This window comes from Treponema bryantii NK4A124, assembly GCF_000421345.1.
Classification (GTDB): Bacteria; Spirochaetota; Spirochaetia; order Treponematales; family Treponemataceae; genus Treponema_D; species Treponema_D bryantii_B.
On sequence record NZ_ATWV01000002.1, the window covers coordinates 188,059 to 204,930 of the forward strand.

13 protein-coding genes are annotated in these 16,872 nt (G+C 41.7%); 8 read left to right on the top strand and 5 right to left on the bottom strand.

Annotation, left to right across the window (positions count from 1 at the left end; translation table 11 throughout):
• Together G626_RS0102440 and G626_RS0102445 are read left to right on the top strand one after the other, a co-directional pair.
• A complete protein-coding gene (locus G626_RS0102440; RefSeq protein WP_022931205.1) occupies window positions 1-2,556 on the top strand; it encodes an endonuclease MutS2 in 2,556 nt (851 codons plus the stop codon).
• Between the two features lie 20 nt (window positions 2,557-2,576).
• Complete coding sequence (locus tag G626_RS0102445) at window positions 2,577-3,377, top strand: class I SAM-dependent methyltransferase (RefSeq protein WP_022931206.1); 801 nt, start codon at window positions 2,577-2,579, stop codon at window positions 3,375-3,377.
• A 45-nt stretch (window positions 3,378-3,422) separates the two neighbouring features.
• On the opposite strand, the gene G626_RS17175 is transcribed toward G626_RS0102445, so the two are convergent.
• The gene (locus G626_RS17175; protein WP_051142187.1) at window positions 3,423-4,508 is read right to left on the bottom strand and encodes a GGDEF domain-containing protein; all 1,086 of its coding nucleotides are present in this window, start codon (window positions 4,506-4,508) and stop codon (window positions 3,423-3,425) included.
• 90 nt (window positions 4,509-4,598) lie between these two features.
• Here G626_RS17175 and G626_RS0102455 point away from each other — a divergent pair, with 90 nt between their 5' ends.
• Both G626_RS0102455 and G626_RS0102460 read left to right on the top strand, forming a co-directional pair.
• Window positions 4,599-6,302, top strand: a complete 1,704-nt coding sequence (locus G626_RS0102455) for a GH3 auxin-responsive promoter family protein (RefSeq protein WP_022931207.1) — start codon at window positions 4,599-4,601, stop codon at window positions 6,300-6,302.
• Window positions 6,271-6,987, top strand: a complete 717-nt coding sequence (locus G626_RS0102460) for an HAD family hydrolase (RefSeq protein ID WP_022931208.1) — start codon at window positions 6,271-6,273, stop codon at window positions 6,985-6,987. Before G626_RS0102455 ends, G626_RS0102460 begins: the two co-directional genes overlap by 32 nt.
• Here G626_RS0102460 and G626_RS0102465 read toward each other — a convergent pair.
• On the bottom strand, window positions 6,914-7,738 hold the full coding sequence (locus tag G626_RS0102465; RefSeq protein ID WP_022931209.1) for a lysophospholipid acyltransferase family protein: 825 nt from the start codon (window positions 7,736-7,738) through the stop codon (window positions 6,914-6,916). The two genes, G626_RS0102460 and G626_RS0102465, sit on opposite strands and share 74 nt — an antisense overlap.
• Before the next feature lie 73 nt (window positions 7,739-7,811).
• On the opposite strand from G626_RS0102465, the gene G626_RS0102470 reads away from it, so the two are divergent.
• Complete coding sequence (locus G626_RS0102470; protein WP_022931210.1) at window positions 7,812-8,438, top strand: outer membrane lipoprotein carrier protein LolA; 627 nt, start codon at window positions 7,812-7,814, stop codon at window positions 8,436-8,438.
• On the top strand, window positions 8,410-10,803 hold the full coding sequence (locus G626_RS0102475) for an MMPL family transporter (protein WP_022931211.1): 2,394 nt from the start codon (window positions 8,410-8,412) through the stop codon (window positions 10,801-10,803). The genes G626_RS0102470 and G626_RS0102475 overlap by 29 nt, the downstream gene beginning before the upstream one ends.
• Here G626_RS0102475 and asd read toward each other — a convergent pair.
• The 3 genes from asd to G626_RS0102490 all read right to left on the bottom strand — a co-directional run bounded on the left by asd (window position 10,800) and on the right by G626_RS0102490 (window position 14,162).
• Window positions 10,800-11,897, bottom strand: coding sequence for an aspartate-semialdehyde dehydrogenase (gene asd / locus G626_RS0102480; RefSeq protein ID WP_022931212.1), 1,098 nt, complete (start codon window positions 11,895-11,897; stop codon window positions 10,800-10,802). The genes G626_RS0102475 and asd overlap by 4 nt on opposite strands.
• A gap of 49 nt (window positions 11,898-11,946) precedes the next feature.
• The gene (gene dapA, locus G626_RS0102485) at window positions 11,947-12,861 is read right to left on the bottom strand and encodes a 4-hydroxy-tetrahydrodipicolinate synthase (RefSeq protein ID WP_022931213.1); all 915 of its coding nucleotides are present in this window, start codon (window positions 12,859-12,861) and stop codon (window positions 11,947-11,949) included.
• Window positions 12,862-13,061: 200 nt separating this feature from the next.
• Window positions 13,062-14,162: a GGDEF domain-containing protein gene (locus G626_RS0102490; protein ID WP_022931214.1), complete on the bottom strand. Its 1,101-nt coding sequence runs from the start codon at window positions 14,160-14,162 to the stop codon at window positions 13,062-13,064.
• A gap of 60 nt (window positions 14,163-14,222) precedes the next feature.
• Between G626_RS0102490 and aroC the strand changes: the two genes are divergently transcribed.
• Window positions 14,223-15,338 carry a chorismate synthase gene (gene aroC / locus G626_RS0102495; protein ID WP_022931215.1) on the top strand — a complete coding sequence of 372 codons (1,116 nt, stop codon included), beginning with the start codon at window positions 14,223-14,225 and terminating at the stop codon, window positions 15,336-15,338.
• Window positions 15,339-15,348: 10 nt separating this feature from the next.
• Window positions 15,349-16,791: a D-alanyl-D-alanine carboxypeptidase family protein gene (locus G626_RS15135; RefSeq protein ID WP_022931216.1), complete on the top strand. Its 1,443-nt coding sequence runs from the start codon at window positions 15,349-15,351 to the stop codon at window positions 16,789-16,791.
• Window positions 16,792-16,872: the final 81 nt, after the last annotated feature.

Consider the following 16,872-nt stretch of genomic DNA (forward strand, 5'->3'; position numbering starts at 1 on the left):
ATGAATACCAAAACTTTACAGGAAATAGACTATTTTAGAATCCGTGAGGAAATTGCGGGTTATTGTGTTTCGGCAGAAGGCCGCCAGAAATTGCTTGAGCGCGAGCCTTTACGAAAAACCGAAGAAATTGAAAATCTTAAAAATCTCAGCCGAGAATGGAGCACTTATTTTGCTGCCGGCAGGGCAAATCCTGTCTCTGCCTGGGAACCTGTGCATCCGCTTTTAAGCATTATAAAGGCTCGGGGTGCATCCCTCAGCCTTGAGCAGGTGCATTATCTCGGCCAGTTTATTACAAGCATCAACAGTGTTAAAAAAGCAATCCAGCTTCATGCTCAGGAATTGTCTCTTAAGCTGCTTGCAGAACAGGTTGCTTCCCTCCCTGATATTTCTGATATGGAAAAAAAGGTCTTCAGAATTATCACACCGGATGGAGAGATGCGGGAGCTTCCGGAAGTTGTGGCAATCAGAAAGCAGATTGCTTCCCTTAATGCAAAAATCCGTACGATTATGCAGGGCTTTACTTCTGACCAGAAATTGTCAGATGTTCTTCAGAGTAACCTGCCTGTTTTGCGTAACGGCCGTCAGGTGCTTGCTGTAAAGGCCAGCCTGCAGAATCGAATCCCCGGTATTGTGCACGAGGTAAGCCAGACTGCTCAGACAGTTTACGTTGAACCGGAAGAGGCTGTGCTTTGCAGTAACGAGCTTATTCAAAAAGAGTTTGAGCTGCAGGCTGTAATCAAAAAGATTCTTCTGGAATTAACAGAGGCACTGCAGCCATATATTCCGGCTATAAAGCAGGCTCTGCCTGTCATGATATTGTTTGATACAACCCAGGCCGCTGAACGCTGGGGAGCAGAACATAACTGTACCTACGCCCAGGAGGCAGGAAAAGAACCTCCGCTTCTGCTTAAGGCCCGACACCCACTTCTTGGTGACAAGGCTGTGCCAATTGATATCCGCTTTATGGAAGGTAAGCGAGTGCTTATTATCACCGGCCCGAATACCGGCGGTAAAACTGTTTCCCTTAAAACATTTGCTCTGCTTTCCATGCTAAACCAGTCGGGCTTCCCGATTCCTGCCGGAGATGGAACAAGGCTTCCTGTTTTCAGTAATGTCTTTGCTGATATTGGAGATGACCAGTCTCTGGACCAGAGTCTTTCTACCTTCAGCGGCCACATGAAAAATATTGCTCAGGCTGTAAACTCTGCAAAGGCAGACACTTTGATTCTGCTCGATGAGCTTGGAAGCGGAACTGACCCTCAGGAAGGAACTGCAATTTCTATGGCAGTTCTGGACGAGCTGATTAAGAAACAGTCCTTCGTGTTAGTTACAACTCACCAGGGAATTTTAAAAAATTATGGATACACAAATCCCTGCTGTATAAATGCCAGTGTTGAGTTTAATCAGGATACACTTTCGCCATCCTATCATCTTTTGATGGGAGTTCCGGGAGAAAGTCATGCTCTTGATATTGCACAAAAGAGCGGGCTTCCGGGTGGCATCTGTAAGGCTGCCCGTAATTATATTGCAACAGAACAGGCTGATGTTTCTGCTCTTATCCGCGGTCTCAACCGCAAGCACGTAGAGCTCAATAAAGTTCAGAAGGAAGCAGAGCGGCTTGCGGCAGAATCTAAAGAAAAATCTGAAAAGCTCCGACAGAGAGAGCTTGAACTTCGCCGCCTTGAAAATAATCTTAAGAAGGGCAAGCAGCAGGAGCTTAATGATTTTCTTATTCACAGCCGTCGCCAGCTGGAAAATCTTGTGCGCACACTTAAGGAAGGTGAAATCACAAGAGAAAAAACTTTGAGCGTAAAGCAGTACATTGCAGAGCTTACAGAAGACACCATGCGGCTCGACAATAAGATTGAAGCTGAAGAAGAACGCCTTGCCCGTGATGAAAAGCAGTTTGCAGAAGAAAAGGCAAAAGCACCAAAGCATTCAACTTCAAGCAATAAAAAGACAAAGAAAAAGATGAGCAATGCCGAGGCTCTTAAGTATGCAACCTCAAATGCACAGCTGGAAGCACAGACTACAGGCACTGCCGCAGAAAAAAGCCGCCAGTCTGCAGCCACGGTTCCTCTTACCTTTGCACCAGGGGCGCGTGTAAAAGCCGGCAGTTCAGGAAACGAAGGCCTTCTCATTGAACTTGCAAAGAAAGGCGTATGGCAGGTTCAGTTTGGCAGCATCAAAATGCAGATGAAGGAAAAGGACCTGCGTCTTATACAAGGGGCTGCCGCAGAGAGCTCGGCGCCTCTCAAGGCAGACGTTTCCATTGAACTTGCAGACGATGTGTCAAACGGAATTTACGAGCGGCCGGTATTTGAACTGCGCCTTTTAGGAATGCGTTCAGACGAAGCAGTACACGCCCTTGAGCGCCAGATAGACCTCTGCGTGCTTCATAACTTCCCTCATTTTAGTGTAATTCACGGAAAGGGCGACGGAGTTTTGATGCAGGCTGTAAGCGATTATCTTTCCCACTGTTCGGTGGTTGCAGAGTTTTCCAAGGCTCCGGCAGAAGACGGCGGGGCTGGTAAGACTTACGTGACACTAAAGTGACGGGGAAGTTCGGAGAATTTATGGACTGGTTTGAATCAGAAAAGTTCTGGACACAATATGCGCCGATAATGTTCGACGATGCCCGCTGGGCCGAAGCACCGGCGGTAGCACAGTATGTAAAAGACCTGGCAGAGCTGGAAGAGGGCTCTAAGGTGCTGGATGCAGGCTGCGGGCTTGGCCGCATTTCTGTAGAGCTCGCTGCCCTGGGCTTAGACGTAACCGGCGTAGACATAATCCAGAGCGAGCTCGATGCTGCCCGCGACTCCGCCGAAGCAGAAGGTGTTCCACTTACTTTAATCAACCACGACCTCCGTACCTTCCACGCCCCAGAACAATTTGACTGCGCAATAAATCTTTATACATCCTTTGGTTACTGTGCCACAATAGAAGAAGACCTGCAGATTCTCCGCAACATCTGCGAAAGCTTAAAAACTGGCGGTACCTTTATTCTTGAATGCACCAGCCGCGAAACTGCAATTCTCTACTGGACACCCGGCGAGGAATTTGAACGCGCGGGCTATAAGGTTGTAACCCACTTCGAAGTAGTTGGCGCCTGGGAAGGATTACGCTCGCAGTGGACCCTTTATCCCTTAGATACCCCGACATTGCGAGGTACGCAAGAACCCCCGTCATTGCGAGGTGCGCCAGCGACGAAGCAACCTATAATAGATCACACCTTCATTCAGCGCCTTTATCCGGCCAGCTTCCTCAGAGACAAATTAATTGAATTCGGATTTTCAAAAGCAGAAGTCTTCGGAGATTATGATAAATCACCGTATAACGAGAAAGCAAGAACTATGGTGATTATAGGTACAAAATAATTACGGTGGTTGAGCCTGTCGAAACTACCGCAGAATAACGGTAGTTTATGATATAACCCGATTCTTTCCAGAGCTTTTTGCAGTATAAAGCTTTTTATCAACTTCCTGCAGAAGAATATCGTAAGTCATATCTTCTGTACAGGTCATAAAGCCGGCACTTACAGTTATAAAGCGTCCGTCTTTTACTTCAATTGTAGTGCGGGTTTCTTCAAGAATATCTTCTACAATTTTAAGAGCCTCGCTTCTGTTCTTTTTAGGAATCAGTACAAGAAACTCCTCTCCGCCATAGCGGCAAACTGTTGTACCGTTTTTTTCAGTTGCTTTTAAGAGACTGGCAAACTTTCTTAAAATAACGTCTCCAAAAGGATGTCCATATTTATCGTTTACAAACTTAAAATCGTCGATGTCAAACATTGCAATATGGAGTTTTTCTGTATCACCAAGGGTAAGAATTGCTAGCTTTAAGAAATTGTTGAAGTAGCGGCGGTTGTAAAGGCCTGTAAGTTCATCTGTATTAGCCTGTCTTTCATAGAGCATAGAAAGCTGCTGGATGGTATGTCTGTCGTGAGAATTCTGCTTTGAAACAATATAAGAGAAAGTAAAAAGTACACAGCTTGCAATAATCATACTGCAAAGCTGATCTATAAAAGCATCTTCATGTTCCATTGTTGTAAAAAACTGGGGACAATATTGATAGGTAACAAAAAGTCCGGAATACACAAGCAAAATCAGAATAAAAATAATGATTCTTGTTTTTCCTCTGAGGGCCAGAGCTGCACATACTACGGCTACAAGCAGATAAAAAGGCATTCCGCCATGAAGTCCGGCATTTGCGAAAAACATCATAGGAAAAATAATCAAGCCTGTAATAGAAATACAAATTGTTGCAAAAAGATTTGTTTTTTGAGTTTTAATACCCCAGATTGAAAGTCCTGTTAAAAGAAAAAAAGATATTAATGGAAGAAGCCATGCCATAGCAGGAAGGCCTATCAGATAAGATTCAATGGCTCCGAACAACTCTCCAAAACCTGCACATAAAACCATTGCATATGTTATGCGTTTTTGAAGAGTTACTTTTGGAGAGAATATAGTGGAGCGGATTTTTTTTAATGCTGATATAATTCCTTCCATTTTAACTATTATATATCCATAAATGGACTACTGCAAGGTATATTTTCTGCTGTTGAATTATCCGAAAATGGGTATTATAATAAACGAATTATGTCGAGAAAAACAAAAACCAAGAATGTAGCATTCATCAATTTTGCATTGGGAATGGCTGGAAGAATTCATTTAAGCAAGGTCAAAAAGGCCTCTAAAAACTGTAAAAAAGCTTCAGAGAACACATTACGTGGTATTCTTGAGTATGCAAAAGACTCAGAATGGGGTAAAGCACACAATTTCGCTGAAATACTGAAAGCAAGCACGTATGAAGAACTTGTAGAACTCTGGCAGAAGAATGTTCCTCCTCAGGATTACGAAGATTTGCGTCCTTTTGTTGAGCGTCATAAAAATGGCGAGGAAAACGTACTTTTCCCTGGAAAGCCTAAAATGTACGCAACTACCAGCGGTACAACAAATGAACCAAAGTGGATTCCAATCACAAACGAATATTACGACAATGTTTACAGCAAGATGACAAATATCTGGCTATATACTTTCCTTATGCACCGTCGTCATTGTTTTGAAGGACCTGCTATCTCTATTGTAGGAAAGGCTATTGAAGGTTCTGCTCCAGATGGAACTGTTTACGGTTCTGTTTCCGGAGTTACCCGCCGTGATATTCCTGAATTTGTAAAGCCAATTCATTCTGCTCCTGCAGATGTTTTTGATATTAAAGATTATACCGCCCGCTATTACACAATCATGCGAATAGGTATTGAACAGAATGTTCACATTATCATTACAGCAAACCCTTCTACAATTGTAGAAATGCAGAATAACGTTAATCAGTTCTTTGATGAATACTGCAATGATATTGAAAAGGGTACTCTTAACGAAAAACTGGATATTTCGCCGGAAATCCGTGCAGCTTTGCAGCCTGTTTTCCATCCGAATCCAGAACGTGCAGCAGAACTTCGTGCTCTTAAAGCAAAATACGGTCAGGTTCTTCCAAAACACTACTGGCCAGACATGCAGATTCTTACAACCTGGAAGTGCGGAAACACCAGTGTTTACATGGAAAAGTTTAAGAACTCTTTCCCGGAAAAAATGCTCTACCAGGAATTCAGTTACTTCTCTTCTGAATGCAGAACAGGTCTTGTATTGAACGGAAAAAATGATACTGTTCTTTTCCCTCATATGCATTATTTTGAATTTGTAAAAGAAGAAGAAATAGATTCACCTGAAAAGCACTTCTTACAGATTAATGAAGTTGAAGTAGGTAAGCGCTATTCAATTTACGTAACAACTTATGCAGGTCTTTACCGCTACAATATGAATGACCTTGTTGAAGTAACAGGTTACTATGGAACAATTCCTACAATTCAGTTTATTCAGAAGATTAACGGAATTATTTCTATGACTGGTGAAAAGATTCATGAACGTCAGTTTATTGAAGCTGTGCATCTTGCAGAAAAGGAGTCTGGCATTAAGACTAAGTTCTTTGTAGGTTTTGCTGATATTCAGAATTCTGTTTATAACTTTTACTACGAGTTTGAAAATACTTCTCTTGCAGATGAAGAAGTTAAAAAGTTCAATGCTCTCGTAGATAAAAAACTGATGGAAATAAACTGCGAATACCAGGCAAAGAGAGATTCTCTCCGCATTGCAGAACCTCTTCCATTTGTTTTGCAGAAGGATTCTTTTGAAACTTACAAGGAACGCTGCATTTTGGCAGGTGCCCGCGACGGACAGTTTAAGTTGAACCTTCTTATGCAGGATGAAAAACGTCATGCAATGTTCAAAGACCTGGTTAGAAAATAAAGGGATTTCTGCCGTCATTTTTGATTTTGACGGCACTCTTTACGATAACTCAAAGGTTGCAAAATATCTTATAAAAGCAAAGCCTCTTTATATGTTTCGTATGCTTGCAGACCGTAAGACCCGCAAAAACTTAAAAGGTGCTTACTATGAAACAGAAGAGGCCTTTTTGAGAGAGTATTCTAAAACTGCTTCAAAAAAATGCCTTTTCCCTTGCAGTGCAAAATCTTTTCTGGGCTGGTATCAGAATACCTATATGCCGCTTATGACAAAAGTTTTACACGACAAATGCCGGGCAGGGACCGGTTCAGATGGAAACGGTGCATTTGAAGTGAACAAGGTTTTTGCCGAACTTCAGGCCCTTAATATAAAAACTGCAATTTTAAGTGATTATCCTTTTGTAAAAGAAAGAATGGCAGCTCTTGGAATTTCAGAAGAAAACCTGGATCTTATAAAAGCTTCTCAGGAACTTGGCGGACTCAAACCCGCTGCGGCTCTTTTTGAAAAAGTGGCGGGGCAGCTTGGTGTAGAAGCTGGCCGGGTTCTTGTAGTCGGCGACCGGGATGACACAGATGGCCAGGGGGCCAGAAATGCTGGCATGCAGTATCATATTATTAATCGAGAGTTTCCGGCCACATGTTTTGCTCAATACCTGCCATTTTCTGCATCTGATGGTGAGCCTTCTTAAGCATTTCTTCGCAAATCTGGTTACGGCTTTTAGAAGAATCTTTTTCTGCTACAATCGGCTCTCCAATGTTCAGTGTAATGAGAGGATCTGTTTTTCCTAAAAGCTTTCTCAGCTTACCAGGTTCTCTGTAAGAAAAGACCATTGGAATAACAGGCAGGTCATACATCAAAGCCATCTTAAAAGTTCCCTTCTTAAAAGGGCGGATAGGCTGATAATAATCCCAGCGGCAGCTTTCTGGAAAAAGATGAATCCACTTCTTTTTTGCATGGAGTTCATCAAAGGCTTTGTAAAAACGTCTTGTGGCTGCAATGGTCCGAGGAATAGGAATACCGCCTGCACCACGGATTAAATATGAGTCTTTGCTTTGAATCTGCAGGGCACGGGTAGGAAACCACATCCTCCGGAATTTTACTGCCTGCAGAACAGCAAGATAATCCCAACGGTAAACATGATTTGCAACTGTCATGGCACCATTCTTAAAAAGCTTTCGGTTTTTGCGAAGATTTTTTTTGCCTTTTATTTTGAGACCGTATTTAAAAAGATTTACAGGAAAAACAAGAAAAAATATTCCTGCATAAATTCCAAAGTTTAAAAGTCTGCCTTTGAGTGATTTATCTAAAAAAGGGTAGTCGCCTTCAATATCATAATTATGAACAATTTCCGGATTTAATAAAGGAGTGTCAGGAATTGAAGGATAAGTGTTTAAATTTACAGGGATATAGGTGCCGTCTTTTACAATGTGCTCATTCATTCTTTTATTATACAAACTTGTTAAGGTTTAGTGAATTCTTGTATAATACAGAATAACAGATAAGGAGATTTTAATGAAAAAACACATTGCTTTTATGTTTGTACTTGCCTGCTGCCTTTCTTTTGCAGCCGCTTCAGAAAATCAGAAGCTTAAAGAAGTATGTGCAATGCTTTCAGAACATCCTGTTACAAAAGGAAACTTTACACAGATAAAAAGTGTAAAAACCGCCAGAGGCTCAAGAGAATTGAAGTCTTATGGAGATTTTATTTTCTGCCCTGAAGGAATTATGTGGAAAACCACAAAACCTTTTCCATCATCAATGATTGTTGGAAAAGATTTTATTAGCCAGATTGCAGCCGACGGAACAAAAAATGTAACTGATACATCAGATAATCAGACTTTTGCAAGTGTGGCTTCTACCATATCTGCAGTTTTTTCAAACGATTATGATAATCTTACAAAGGCATTTAATACAAGTCTTACTGCCCAGGCAGACGGAAATATAAAAATTACTCTTGTGCCAAAAGATTCCACAATTGCTTCTGTCCTTACTTCTATTGATTTACTCGTTTCTGGAAATCAGATAAATGGAATTGTTATGACAGAGGCTTCTGAAAACAGCACTTCTTATATTTTCGAAAATCAGACATATCCAAAGGAACTTTCAAAGGATGAATTGGCTTTATTCACTAATAAATAAACTTTCAGACAAACACTTTTTAAGAATATGGTTTACCTATCATTTTGGACTTTTAGCTTTCTTTCTGATTGTGCTTGCAGTAAATCCATCACGTATAAAAATTGATGCGGATTTATTTAACATGTTTCCACGTCCTTTTGAAGAAGAAGGCGTTCGCAATGCAGATGAAAAACTTACAGAAATTGTAGGTCAGAATGTTTTTATTCTTGTTTCTCATGAAGATTTTCCTAAGGCTCGTGAAACTGCGGTAAATGTTTATCAGCAGCTTGAAAACAGCGATAACTTTAATACGGTAAGTCTTTATTCTGATATAAATAATCTTTCCGGTATTACAGATTTTCTTTACGACTACCGCTGGAATCTTTTAGATGAGGCTGCCATAAGTATGATTAATTCAGAAGGTGGGGCAGAAGCTTTTGCTGAAAATGCACTTATGCAGGCCTATAGTCCTTTTAATATGATTTCACTTGATAATCTGGAATCTGACCCTTTTATGCTGACTCAGACAAATGCAGATAATCTTCTCGAAAATGTTCGTAAGTCTGGTACGGCTATGTCTGTAAAGGATGGAGTTCTTGCGTCAAATAAAGACGGTATCTGGTATATCATGATTCGCGGAATGCTCAGTAAAAAGGGGGCGGGGCTGGCAAGTAAAGATAATGGAATTACCGAAATCTACAGTATCTGCAACCCTTTAGAAAAAGACGGCATACGCTTTGTATTTTCTGGCACCCCATTTAACAGTCACCAGAGTTCTAACGAAGCCATGAAAGAAATTACGCTGATAACTTCAATTTCTATGCTTTTAGTTATCATCATTCTGCTGCTGGTATTCCGTTCTTCCGTGCCGCTTTTAATGAGTCTTTCTTCAATTCTGATTTCTGTACTTACTGCGGTAATTACAACTCTTGCAGTTTTCAAAAAGATGCATATTCTTACCCTCGTTTTTGGAACTTCCCTAATTGGTTCCTGCATAGATTATAGTCTGCATTATTTTACCCAGTGGGCCGGTAACTCTCTTTTGAAAACAGGAAGCGAGATTCGCCGCCACCTCTTAAAAAGTCTGGGAATGGCAATTATTTCTTCAGTTCTATGTTATTCTATTCTGCTTCTGGCTCCATTTAATATGCTTAAACAGATGTCTCTTTTTTCTGTTTCAGGCCTAATCAGTTCATTTCTTACAACTGTTGCAATATTCCCTTATATTCCTATTCCCAAAAAAGAGCGTACAATTAAGATTTCTTCTCTGGTAAAAGAATCTTCTTCACCGCTGACAAAAAAGATTTTTGGCCGCATTGCAATTACTCTTATGTTTGTTTTTACAATTTTTACGATTATGCTTATGCACAAAAACTTCAGGGTAAAAAATGATTTAACCAGACTTTATACTATGGAAGGCCGTATCTTAGACGACAAACTTCTTTCTAACGAAATTACAAAGTACAATCCAACCGGCTGGTTTATAATACGCGGTACAAGTGAAGAAGAGACTCTTAAAAGAGAAAGTGAATTTTGTAAGATTCTTGATAAAAAGCTTGGAAATGATTTTTCTTATGTAAGTACTTCAAACTTTATTCCGTCAATTGACCAGCAGAAAAAATCAAGAGAAGCAGCAGAAAAACTTCTGGCACTTGCGCCACTTCAGTTCGAAGCCCTGGGCTATTCTGATGAAGATGCTTTATACTTAACTAATCAACTGCTTGCAGATTTTAATGCTTCTTCAGAGAATTATATTTCGATAGAGAAGGGTAATGTACCTGATTATCTTATGAACTCAATTTCTACAGCCTGGCTTGGTTCTATTGGTACAGACTACTATTCGGTAGTTATGCCGGCCTTAGTTCACGACAATGCACTGATGAAAAATCTTGCAGCCGAGGATTCAGATATTTATTTTGTAAATAAGATTGCAGATATGGGAAGAGACCTGGACCGTCTCACAAGCATGGTTCTTTTTCTCTTTGCAATTGCTTATGTAATAATGCTGATTGTGCTTAAGGTCTTTTATAAGTGGAAGCAGACTATGAAAATTATTTCTGTTCCTCTTTTGATTATGCTTATGACCGGGGCAATATTCTCTCTTTCTCATATAGATCTGGAGTTTTTCTCTGTAACAGGCCTTATTCTTGTCTTTGGACTTGGACTTGATTATATCATCTATATGATGGAGAACGAAAAAAATAGAGCAGGCAGCATCAAGACTCTTGAGCCTTTTGCCACCATGCTCTCTTTTATAACAACGATAGTTTCTTTTGGAGCTTTAAGTCTCAGCACTTTCCAGCCGGTACATCTGATGGGCCTTTCCATTTTTATTGGGCTGGCCACAGCGTACACGGCTTCAATGCTTTACGACAGAAGTCTTTAGTTAAAGAAACCTTTTGCCTTCAAAAGTTCTGCATTCAAGATTCCGCCAAGAGCTGCACCACGTTTTGTGTTGTGGCTGAGTGCTACAAACTTAACGTCGAATACGTTACATGGGCGAAGGCGTCCGATAACACATGCCATTCCTTTTTCTGTTTCGCGGTCACGGCGTGGCTGTGGGCGGTTTTCCTCATGACGAACAACGATTGGATGCTCTGGAGCTGATGGAAGCTTAAGCTCCTGTGGAAGTGATGTGTAAGATGTCCATACGCGCTCAATTTCTTCCAGGCTTGGCTTTTTGTCATCAGGCAAATCAAACTCAAGAGATACGCAGGCTGTGTGTCCGTCTACTACAGGAACACGAGTACAAGTAGAAGAAACGATAGGGTAGCTTGCGTTTTCAATCTTTCCGTCCTTTACGCTTCCCAAAATCTTAAGACATTCTTTTTCTGTCTTTTCTTCCTCGCCGCCAATAAATGGAACGATATTATCAATCATATCAAAAGATGCAACACCAGGATAACCTGCACCAGAAGTAGCCTGAAGAGTTGTTACGATCATTCTCTTTACAGGGTAACCAGCCTGAATTAAAGCGTGAAGTGGCATCATGTATGTCTGCAGAGAACAGTTAGGTTTTACAGCAATAAAGCCCTTGTCCCAGCCGTGATGCTTTTTCTGTTCAGCAATTACGTCCAGGTGAGAGTAGTTGATTTCTGGAACCAGCATAGGGACGTCTTCTGTCCAGCGGTTTGCGCTCGCGTTACTTACTACAGGAATGCCTTCAGCAGCATAAGCGGCTTCCAGAGCCTTAATCTCATCCTTACCCATTTCAAGTGCAGAGAATACAAACTGACACTTGCCGAGAGCCTTCTTTTCGTCGTTAGCATCCTCAACGATGAGGTTTGCAACGCCTGCAGGAATCTCAGCGCCAATCAGCCAGCGGTTCTTTACTGCTTCACAGTAAGGTTTACCAGCTGAACGAGGGCTAGCTGCAACGTAAGAAACTTCAAACCATGGATGGTTTTCCAACAATTTAATATATCTCTGGCCTACCATACCAGTAGCGCCAAGTACACCAACCTTAATCTTATCACTCATAATTTATCTCCTTAATGAGACCCCGAAACGAGTTCGGGGTGACAGTGTTCTACAAACCACAGTCCTTAATAGCCTGTTCAATCTGCTTCTTTGCAGCGTCGTTAACTTCAACCAAAGGCAATCTCAAGCCGCCTGCCGGCATGCCCTTTACGTTCATTGCATATTTAATAGACGAAGGGTTTCCGTCGCAGAACTCTGCCTTGAAGAATGGAGCGAGTCTGTAGTGAATCTCGCGGGCCTTCTTAAAGTCGCCGTCGAGTGCAGACTGTGCAAGCTCGTGCATCAAAGCAGGAATCATGTTAGAAGCAACAGAAATAATTCCGTCTCCACCTGCTGCAATCAAAGGAAGGGTAAGACCATCATCGCCGCTCAATACAGCGAAGTCAGGCTTCTTATTCTTAATCTGGCCGATAACTTCCATCATCTGAGCTACGCTTCCGCTTGCTTCCTTTACACCAGCGATGTTAGGGAGCTCTGCAATGCGTGCCAGCAAATCAGTTGGAATATTCAAACCTGTACGGCCTGCAATGTTGTAAACGATGATTGGGATTCCAACCTTGCTAACTGCTGCAAAGTGCTGATAGATTCCTTCCTTTGAAGGCTTGTTGTAATAAGGAGTTACAACAAGTGCTGCATCAGCGCCTGCTGCCTTAGCGCGTTCAACGTAGGCAACTGCATCCTTTGTATTATTTGAACCGGCACCAAGAATTACCGGAATCTTTTTTCCTGTTTCCTTTTCAAAAGCACGAACTTCTTCAAAAACAATCTGTATAATCTGATCTTCTTCGCTGCCCGGCTTTTCATCAAGGGTAGGGGTTTCTGCGGTGGTTCCAAGTGGAACTAAACCATCAATCCCCTGCTGGAGCTGATGTTTGACATTTTTTCGGAAGCCCTCAAAATCAACTGAACCATCAGCCTTCATTGGTGTAATCAAAGCTGTAAAAGCGCCACGAAAAATACTCATAACATACCTCCTGAGTCTATATATATTTTGCGAAATATTTTAATGATTTTTGATGTGAAATTCAATATATATGTAGATTTTAAGTAGAATTAAAAATGGTGGTTGAGTAGGTGAAGCCGTATCGAAACCACCGTTTTAGGGATGTCATCTTATCAGGTGGTCTCGATACACCGCTGCGCGGCACTCGACCACCGTGCATTTTATATTTTTTTAAAGGAGTCAGAATTCTTTAATTTCACCTTATGCGAGTACATGCGTTCGTCGCTGAGTGTAATAACCTTTTCAATATCATCACCAGGAGTATATTCCGCAAGGCCACAGGCAACCATATATTCTGTGGCCTTTAGAGCAGCCTGAAAATCTTCAACAAGCTTTTCGATAAAGCTTTTATCCTGCTTAGTGAAGATTGCCATGAACTCATCGCCGCCTGTTCTGTAAAGCTTTGCGTACTTTGCAAAAACATCTTCCATAATTTCAGAAACAGTAATAAGAGCCCTGTCTCCGGCAGCATGGCCTTTTGTATCATTATAAATTTTAAGATTGTTCAAATCCATGGAAAGAATAATCATTTTTGATTTTTTAAGATGATTAACTTCAAGATAAAAGCAGCGGCGGTTCAGCAGGCGTGTAAGGGTATCGCGCTTGTAAGTCATTGTCATCAGGAAGAAATAATAGAAGATGACAGAAGAAACCAGAACCTGCGAAAGAACAAAATCAAAATCATAAAGCATTTCTACGACCATCGCAGTAAAGGCTGCAAGCTCTATAATTATTACTACCAGAGGTTCATATTTGTTGTGACTAAAATTCTTAAAAGAATAGTAAAGAAGTAAAAGCGAATAAATTAAGCATATCAAATGCGGAGTATAGCCAAAGGGACCTCGGTGAAAAACGTTGTTCTCATCGCAGATAAACATAAGACCTCTTCCAAATGGTAAAGTATTTAATGTACAGATGGCGATACAAAAGAGAAGTGGAAGGGAATATAAAAACGGGTGGCGGGATCTTCTACGTTTTGCAATCAATGTAATCAAATAAATTACCAGAACCCGGAGAATATAACCGACGTCCTTTGAAAAATATCTTAGGAAAGTTGGATGATCCATTCTTGCAGTTACAAAGCGGGTGCTGTCTGCAACAACCAGTAAGAAGACTGATGCACAGGCAACAAAAAAGATTCTGTTAATTATATCTGAAAATGTAACATTCGTTTTAATAAAGGCAACGAGAATGATAATGGAAACAATTGGGGGAAAATTTACAAAAAATAAGAGCCTTGCAGCTGAAAAACTAAACACCATAAGAATTATTATAATATAATCTCTTCAATTAAACTAGACTTTTTATTATAATGTTTTTTTATGAGTAGTAACGGCAATACATTTGGAAAAAGGTTTTGTGTAACAACCTTTGGTGAAAGTCACGGGGTGGCTTTGGGCTGTGTTATTGATGGCTGCCCGGCAGGAATCGAGCTTACTAAAGAAATGATTCAGGCGGCCTTAAATCGTCGTCGTCCGGGGGCTTCGGTTACGGGCCAGGTAAGTGCTTCTGTAACAGCCCGCAAAGAGGCCGACGAAGTTGAGATTTTGTCCGGTGTTTTTGAAGGCCGTACTACAGGAACTCCTATTGCCCTTGAGGTTAGAAATACCTCTCAGCATTCCGGTGATTATGGAAACTTAGATTTAACCTTCCGTCCGGGGCATGCAGATTTTACTTATGATATTAAATACAAGGGTAATCGTGATTACCGCGGCGGCGGACGTTCCAGCGGACGCGAGACTCTAGCGAGAGTTGCAGCGGGTGCGGTGGCACAAGAGGTTCTCAAACAGAAGGGGATTAAAATTACTGCTTATACAATCCGCGCTGCAGGTATTAGTGCAGAAAAGCGGGACCTCAGTCAGATAGAAGAAAATAATCTTCGTGCGCCGGATAATGAGGCTGCGGCAGAGATGAATAAAAAAATCGAAGAACTTCGTGCGGCCGGCGACTCTGCGGGTGGGGTAATTGAATGCTTAGTTACCGGCTGCCCGGTTGGACTTGGCCAGCCTGCATTTGAAAAACTCGATGCCCAGCTGGCGGCTGCAATGCTCAGCATTGGGGCAGTGAAGGGCTTTGAAATTGGAGACGGCTTTGCTGCAGCAGACAGCTTTGGAAGCCAGAATAACGACACTATGCATGCCGAAAACGGAAAGCCCCTTTTTGATTCAAACCATGCAGGCGGAGTTTTGGGTGGCTTGAGCAGTGGAGCTGATATTTTATTCCGCGTGGCTGTAAAGCCTGTTCCTAGTATTTTTAAGAGCCAGCAGACAGTTCGCCGTACAAGTGATTTTAATTCTGATGGCTCTGCAAGCTATGAAAGTACAGAACTTCAGATAAAGGGTCGCCACGACGTTTGTCTTTGTCCCCGCATTGTTCCTGTTGTAGAAGCAATGACTGCTCTTGTTTTAGTTGATTCACTTTTAAGAGATTTACAATAGAGAGAAAATCATGTCAGAGAAAAACAAAGAATCCCGCTTCCGTCTGTGGCAGGCCTTTACAGCCGCAGCAGCCTTACTATTAATCACTTTTTGTGCATATACAGCTTGCCGGGCTTATGATTTTAAGCAGACAGTGGATGCAACTCCTCTCACTGCAGAGCAGATTTACGACCTCAATGAAATCCTTTATTCACAGTATTCTTCTGAACATCAGCTGCTTAAAAAACTTCCTTATAATATAGGGCAGCCTCAGCTGGATGTCTGGGCTAAATCTGCAATTTTGTTAGATGTGTCTAACGGTAATATCCTTTATGAAAAAAATGCAGATGCAATAATTCCTCCTGCTTCTATGACAAAACTTTTTGCCATGTATGTTGTAGAGGAGGAGATTGCCAGCGGTCGTTTCAGCTATGACCAGGTAATTCCGCTTCCGCCGGAAAGCTGGGCCTGCAACATGCCTCCTCACTCTTCCCTTATGTTCCTGGGTAAAGGTCAGCGGGTTACAATGGAGGAACTTCTCCTTGGCCTTTCAATCTGTTCCGGTAACGATGCGGCTTATGCCCTTGCCTATACAGTAAGCGGAAGTATGGAAGCCTTTGTTGAGCGAATGAATCTTGTAGCTAGTGACCTGGGGCTTGAGCACACTCATTTTGTAGAAAGCTCAGGCTACAGCGAAAAGAATCAGACTACTGCCCGCGAAATGGCAGAGTTTGCAACAGTCTATCTTCGCCGCCATCCACAGTCGCTGCACCGCTTTCACAGCGTATTAGATTTTACCTATCCTAAGGCAAAAAATCTTGCACCAGGAGATAAGCCTCTTGCCCAGGATTTTACCCAGGGGCTGCCTCAAAAAATCACAATGCCAATTACTCAGCAGAATACAAATCCGCTGCTTGGAAAACTTCAGGGCTGCGACGGTCTTAAAACAGGTTATATTGATGAAAGCGGATATAATCTTTCGCTCACAGCAGTTCGCGGGGAAACCCGCTTTTTGTCCGTTACAATGGGCGGTCCGGGTAATAATGCAAAAGAAGGTCAGGCAGGCCGTGTACACGACGGTACAGAGCTTATGGAATGGGCTTTTAAGAACTTTGCTGATACTTCCCTCGAGCTTAAGGTTCATCCATATCTGGTACGCAGCTTTAATGCATCAGAAAAAATGATTCGCCTTGTTCCGGCTTTTACAGAAGAAACCTTTACAGTTCCTTACGTCTCAGGCGCTTCTATGGCAGAAAATATTGATTCAGTGCGAATAGAAGTTCAGCTGCCGGATTATTGCTGGGGCGCAGTAGAGCAGGGGAGTATGCAGGGAAAGATTGTGATTTCTCTTGCAGATTACATTCTTCAGGAAATCCCCCTTGTTGCAGACCGAAATCTTAACAAGGGAAACGTTTTATCTGCAATGTCAGACTTGATTTTAATAAAATATAAGCATACAATTAAAGATAAATAAAGGAGCGTCATGCTGAACTTGATTCAACATCTTTTCATGGATCCTGAAACAAGTTCAGGATGACAGTACCTTAAACAACAG

Coding starts and splice junctions, on each gene's coding strand:
- G626_RS0102440 (WP_022931205.1), top strand. CDS start 1: ATGAATACCAAAACTTTACAGGAAATAGACTATTTTAGAATCCGTGAG.
- G626_RS0102445 (WP_022931206.1), top strand. CDS start 2,577: ATGGACTGGTTTGAATCAGAAAAGTTCTGGACACAATATGCGCCGATA.
- G626_RS17175 (WP_051142187.1), bottom strand. CDS start 4,508: ATGGAAGGAATTATATCAGCATTAAAAAAAATCCGCTCCACTATATTC.
- G626_RS0102455 (WP_022931207.1), top strand. CDS start 4,599: ATGTCGAGAAAAACAAAAACCAAGAATGTAGCATTCATCAATTTTGCA.
- G626_RS0102460 (WP_022931208.1), top strand. CDS start 6,271: ATGCAATGTTCAAAGACCTGGTTAGAAAATAAAGGGATTTCTGCCGTC.
- G626_RS0102465 (WP_022931209.1), bottom strand. CDS start 7,738: ATGAATGAGCACATTGTAAAAGACGGCACCTATATCCCTGTAAATTTA.
- G626_RS0102470 (WP_022931210.1), top strand. CDS start 7,812: ATGAAAAAACACATTGCTTTTATGTTTGTACTTGCCTGCTGCCTTTCT.
- G626_RS0102475 (WP_022931211.1), top strand. CDS start 8,410: ATGAATTGGCTTTATTCACTAATAAATAAACTTTCAGACAAACACTTT.
- asd (WP_022931212.1), bottom strand. CDS start 11,897: ATGAGTGATAAGATTAAGGTTGGTGTACTTGGCGCTACTGGTATGGTA.
- dapA (WP_022931213.1), bottom strand. CDS start 12,861: ATGAGTATTTTTCGTGGCGCTTTTACAGCTTTGATTACACCAATGAAG.
- G626_RS0102490 (WP_022931214.1), bottom strand. CDS start 14,162: ATGGTGTTTAGTTTTTCAGCTGCAAGGCTCTTATTTTTTGTAAATTTT.
- aroC (WP_022931215.1), top strand. CDS start 14,223: ATGAGTAGTAACGGCAATACATTTGGAAAAAGGTTTTGTGTAACAACC.
- G626_RS15135 (WP_022931216.1), top strand. CDS start 15,349: ATGTCAGAGAAAAACAAAGAATCCCGCTTCCGTCTGTGGCAGGCCTTT.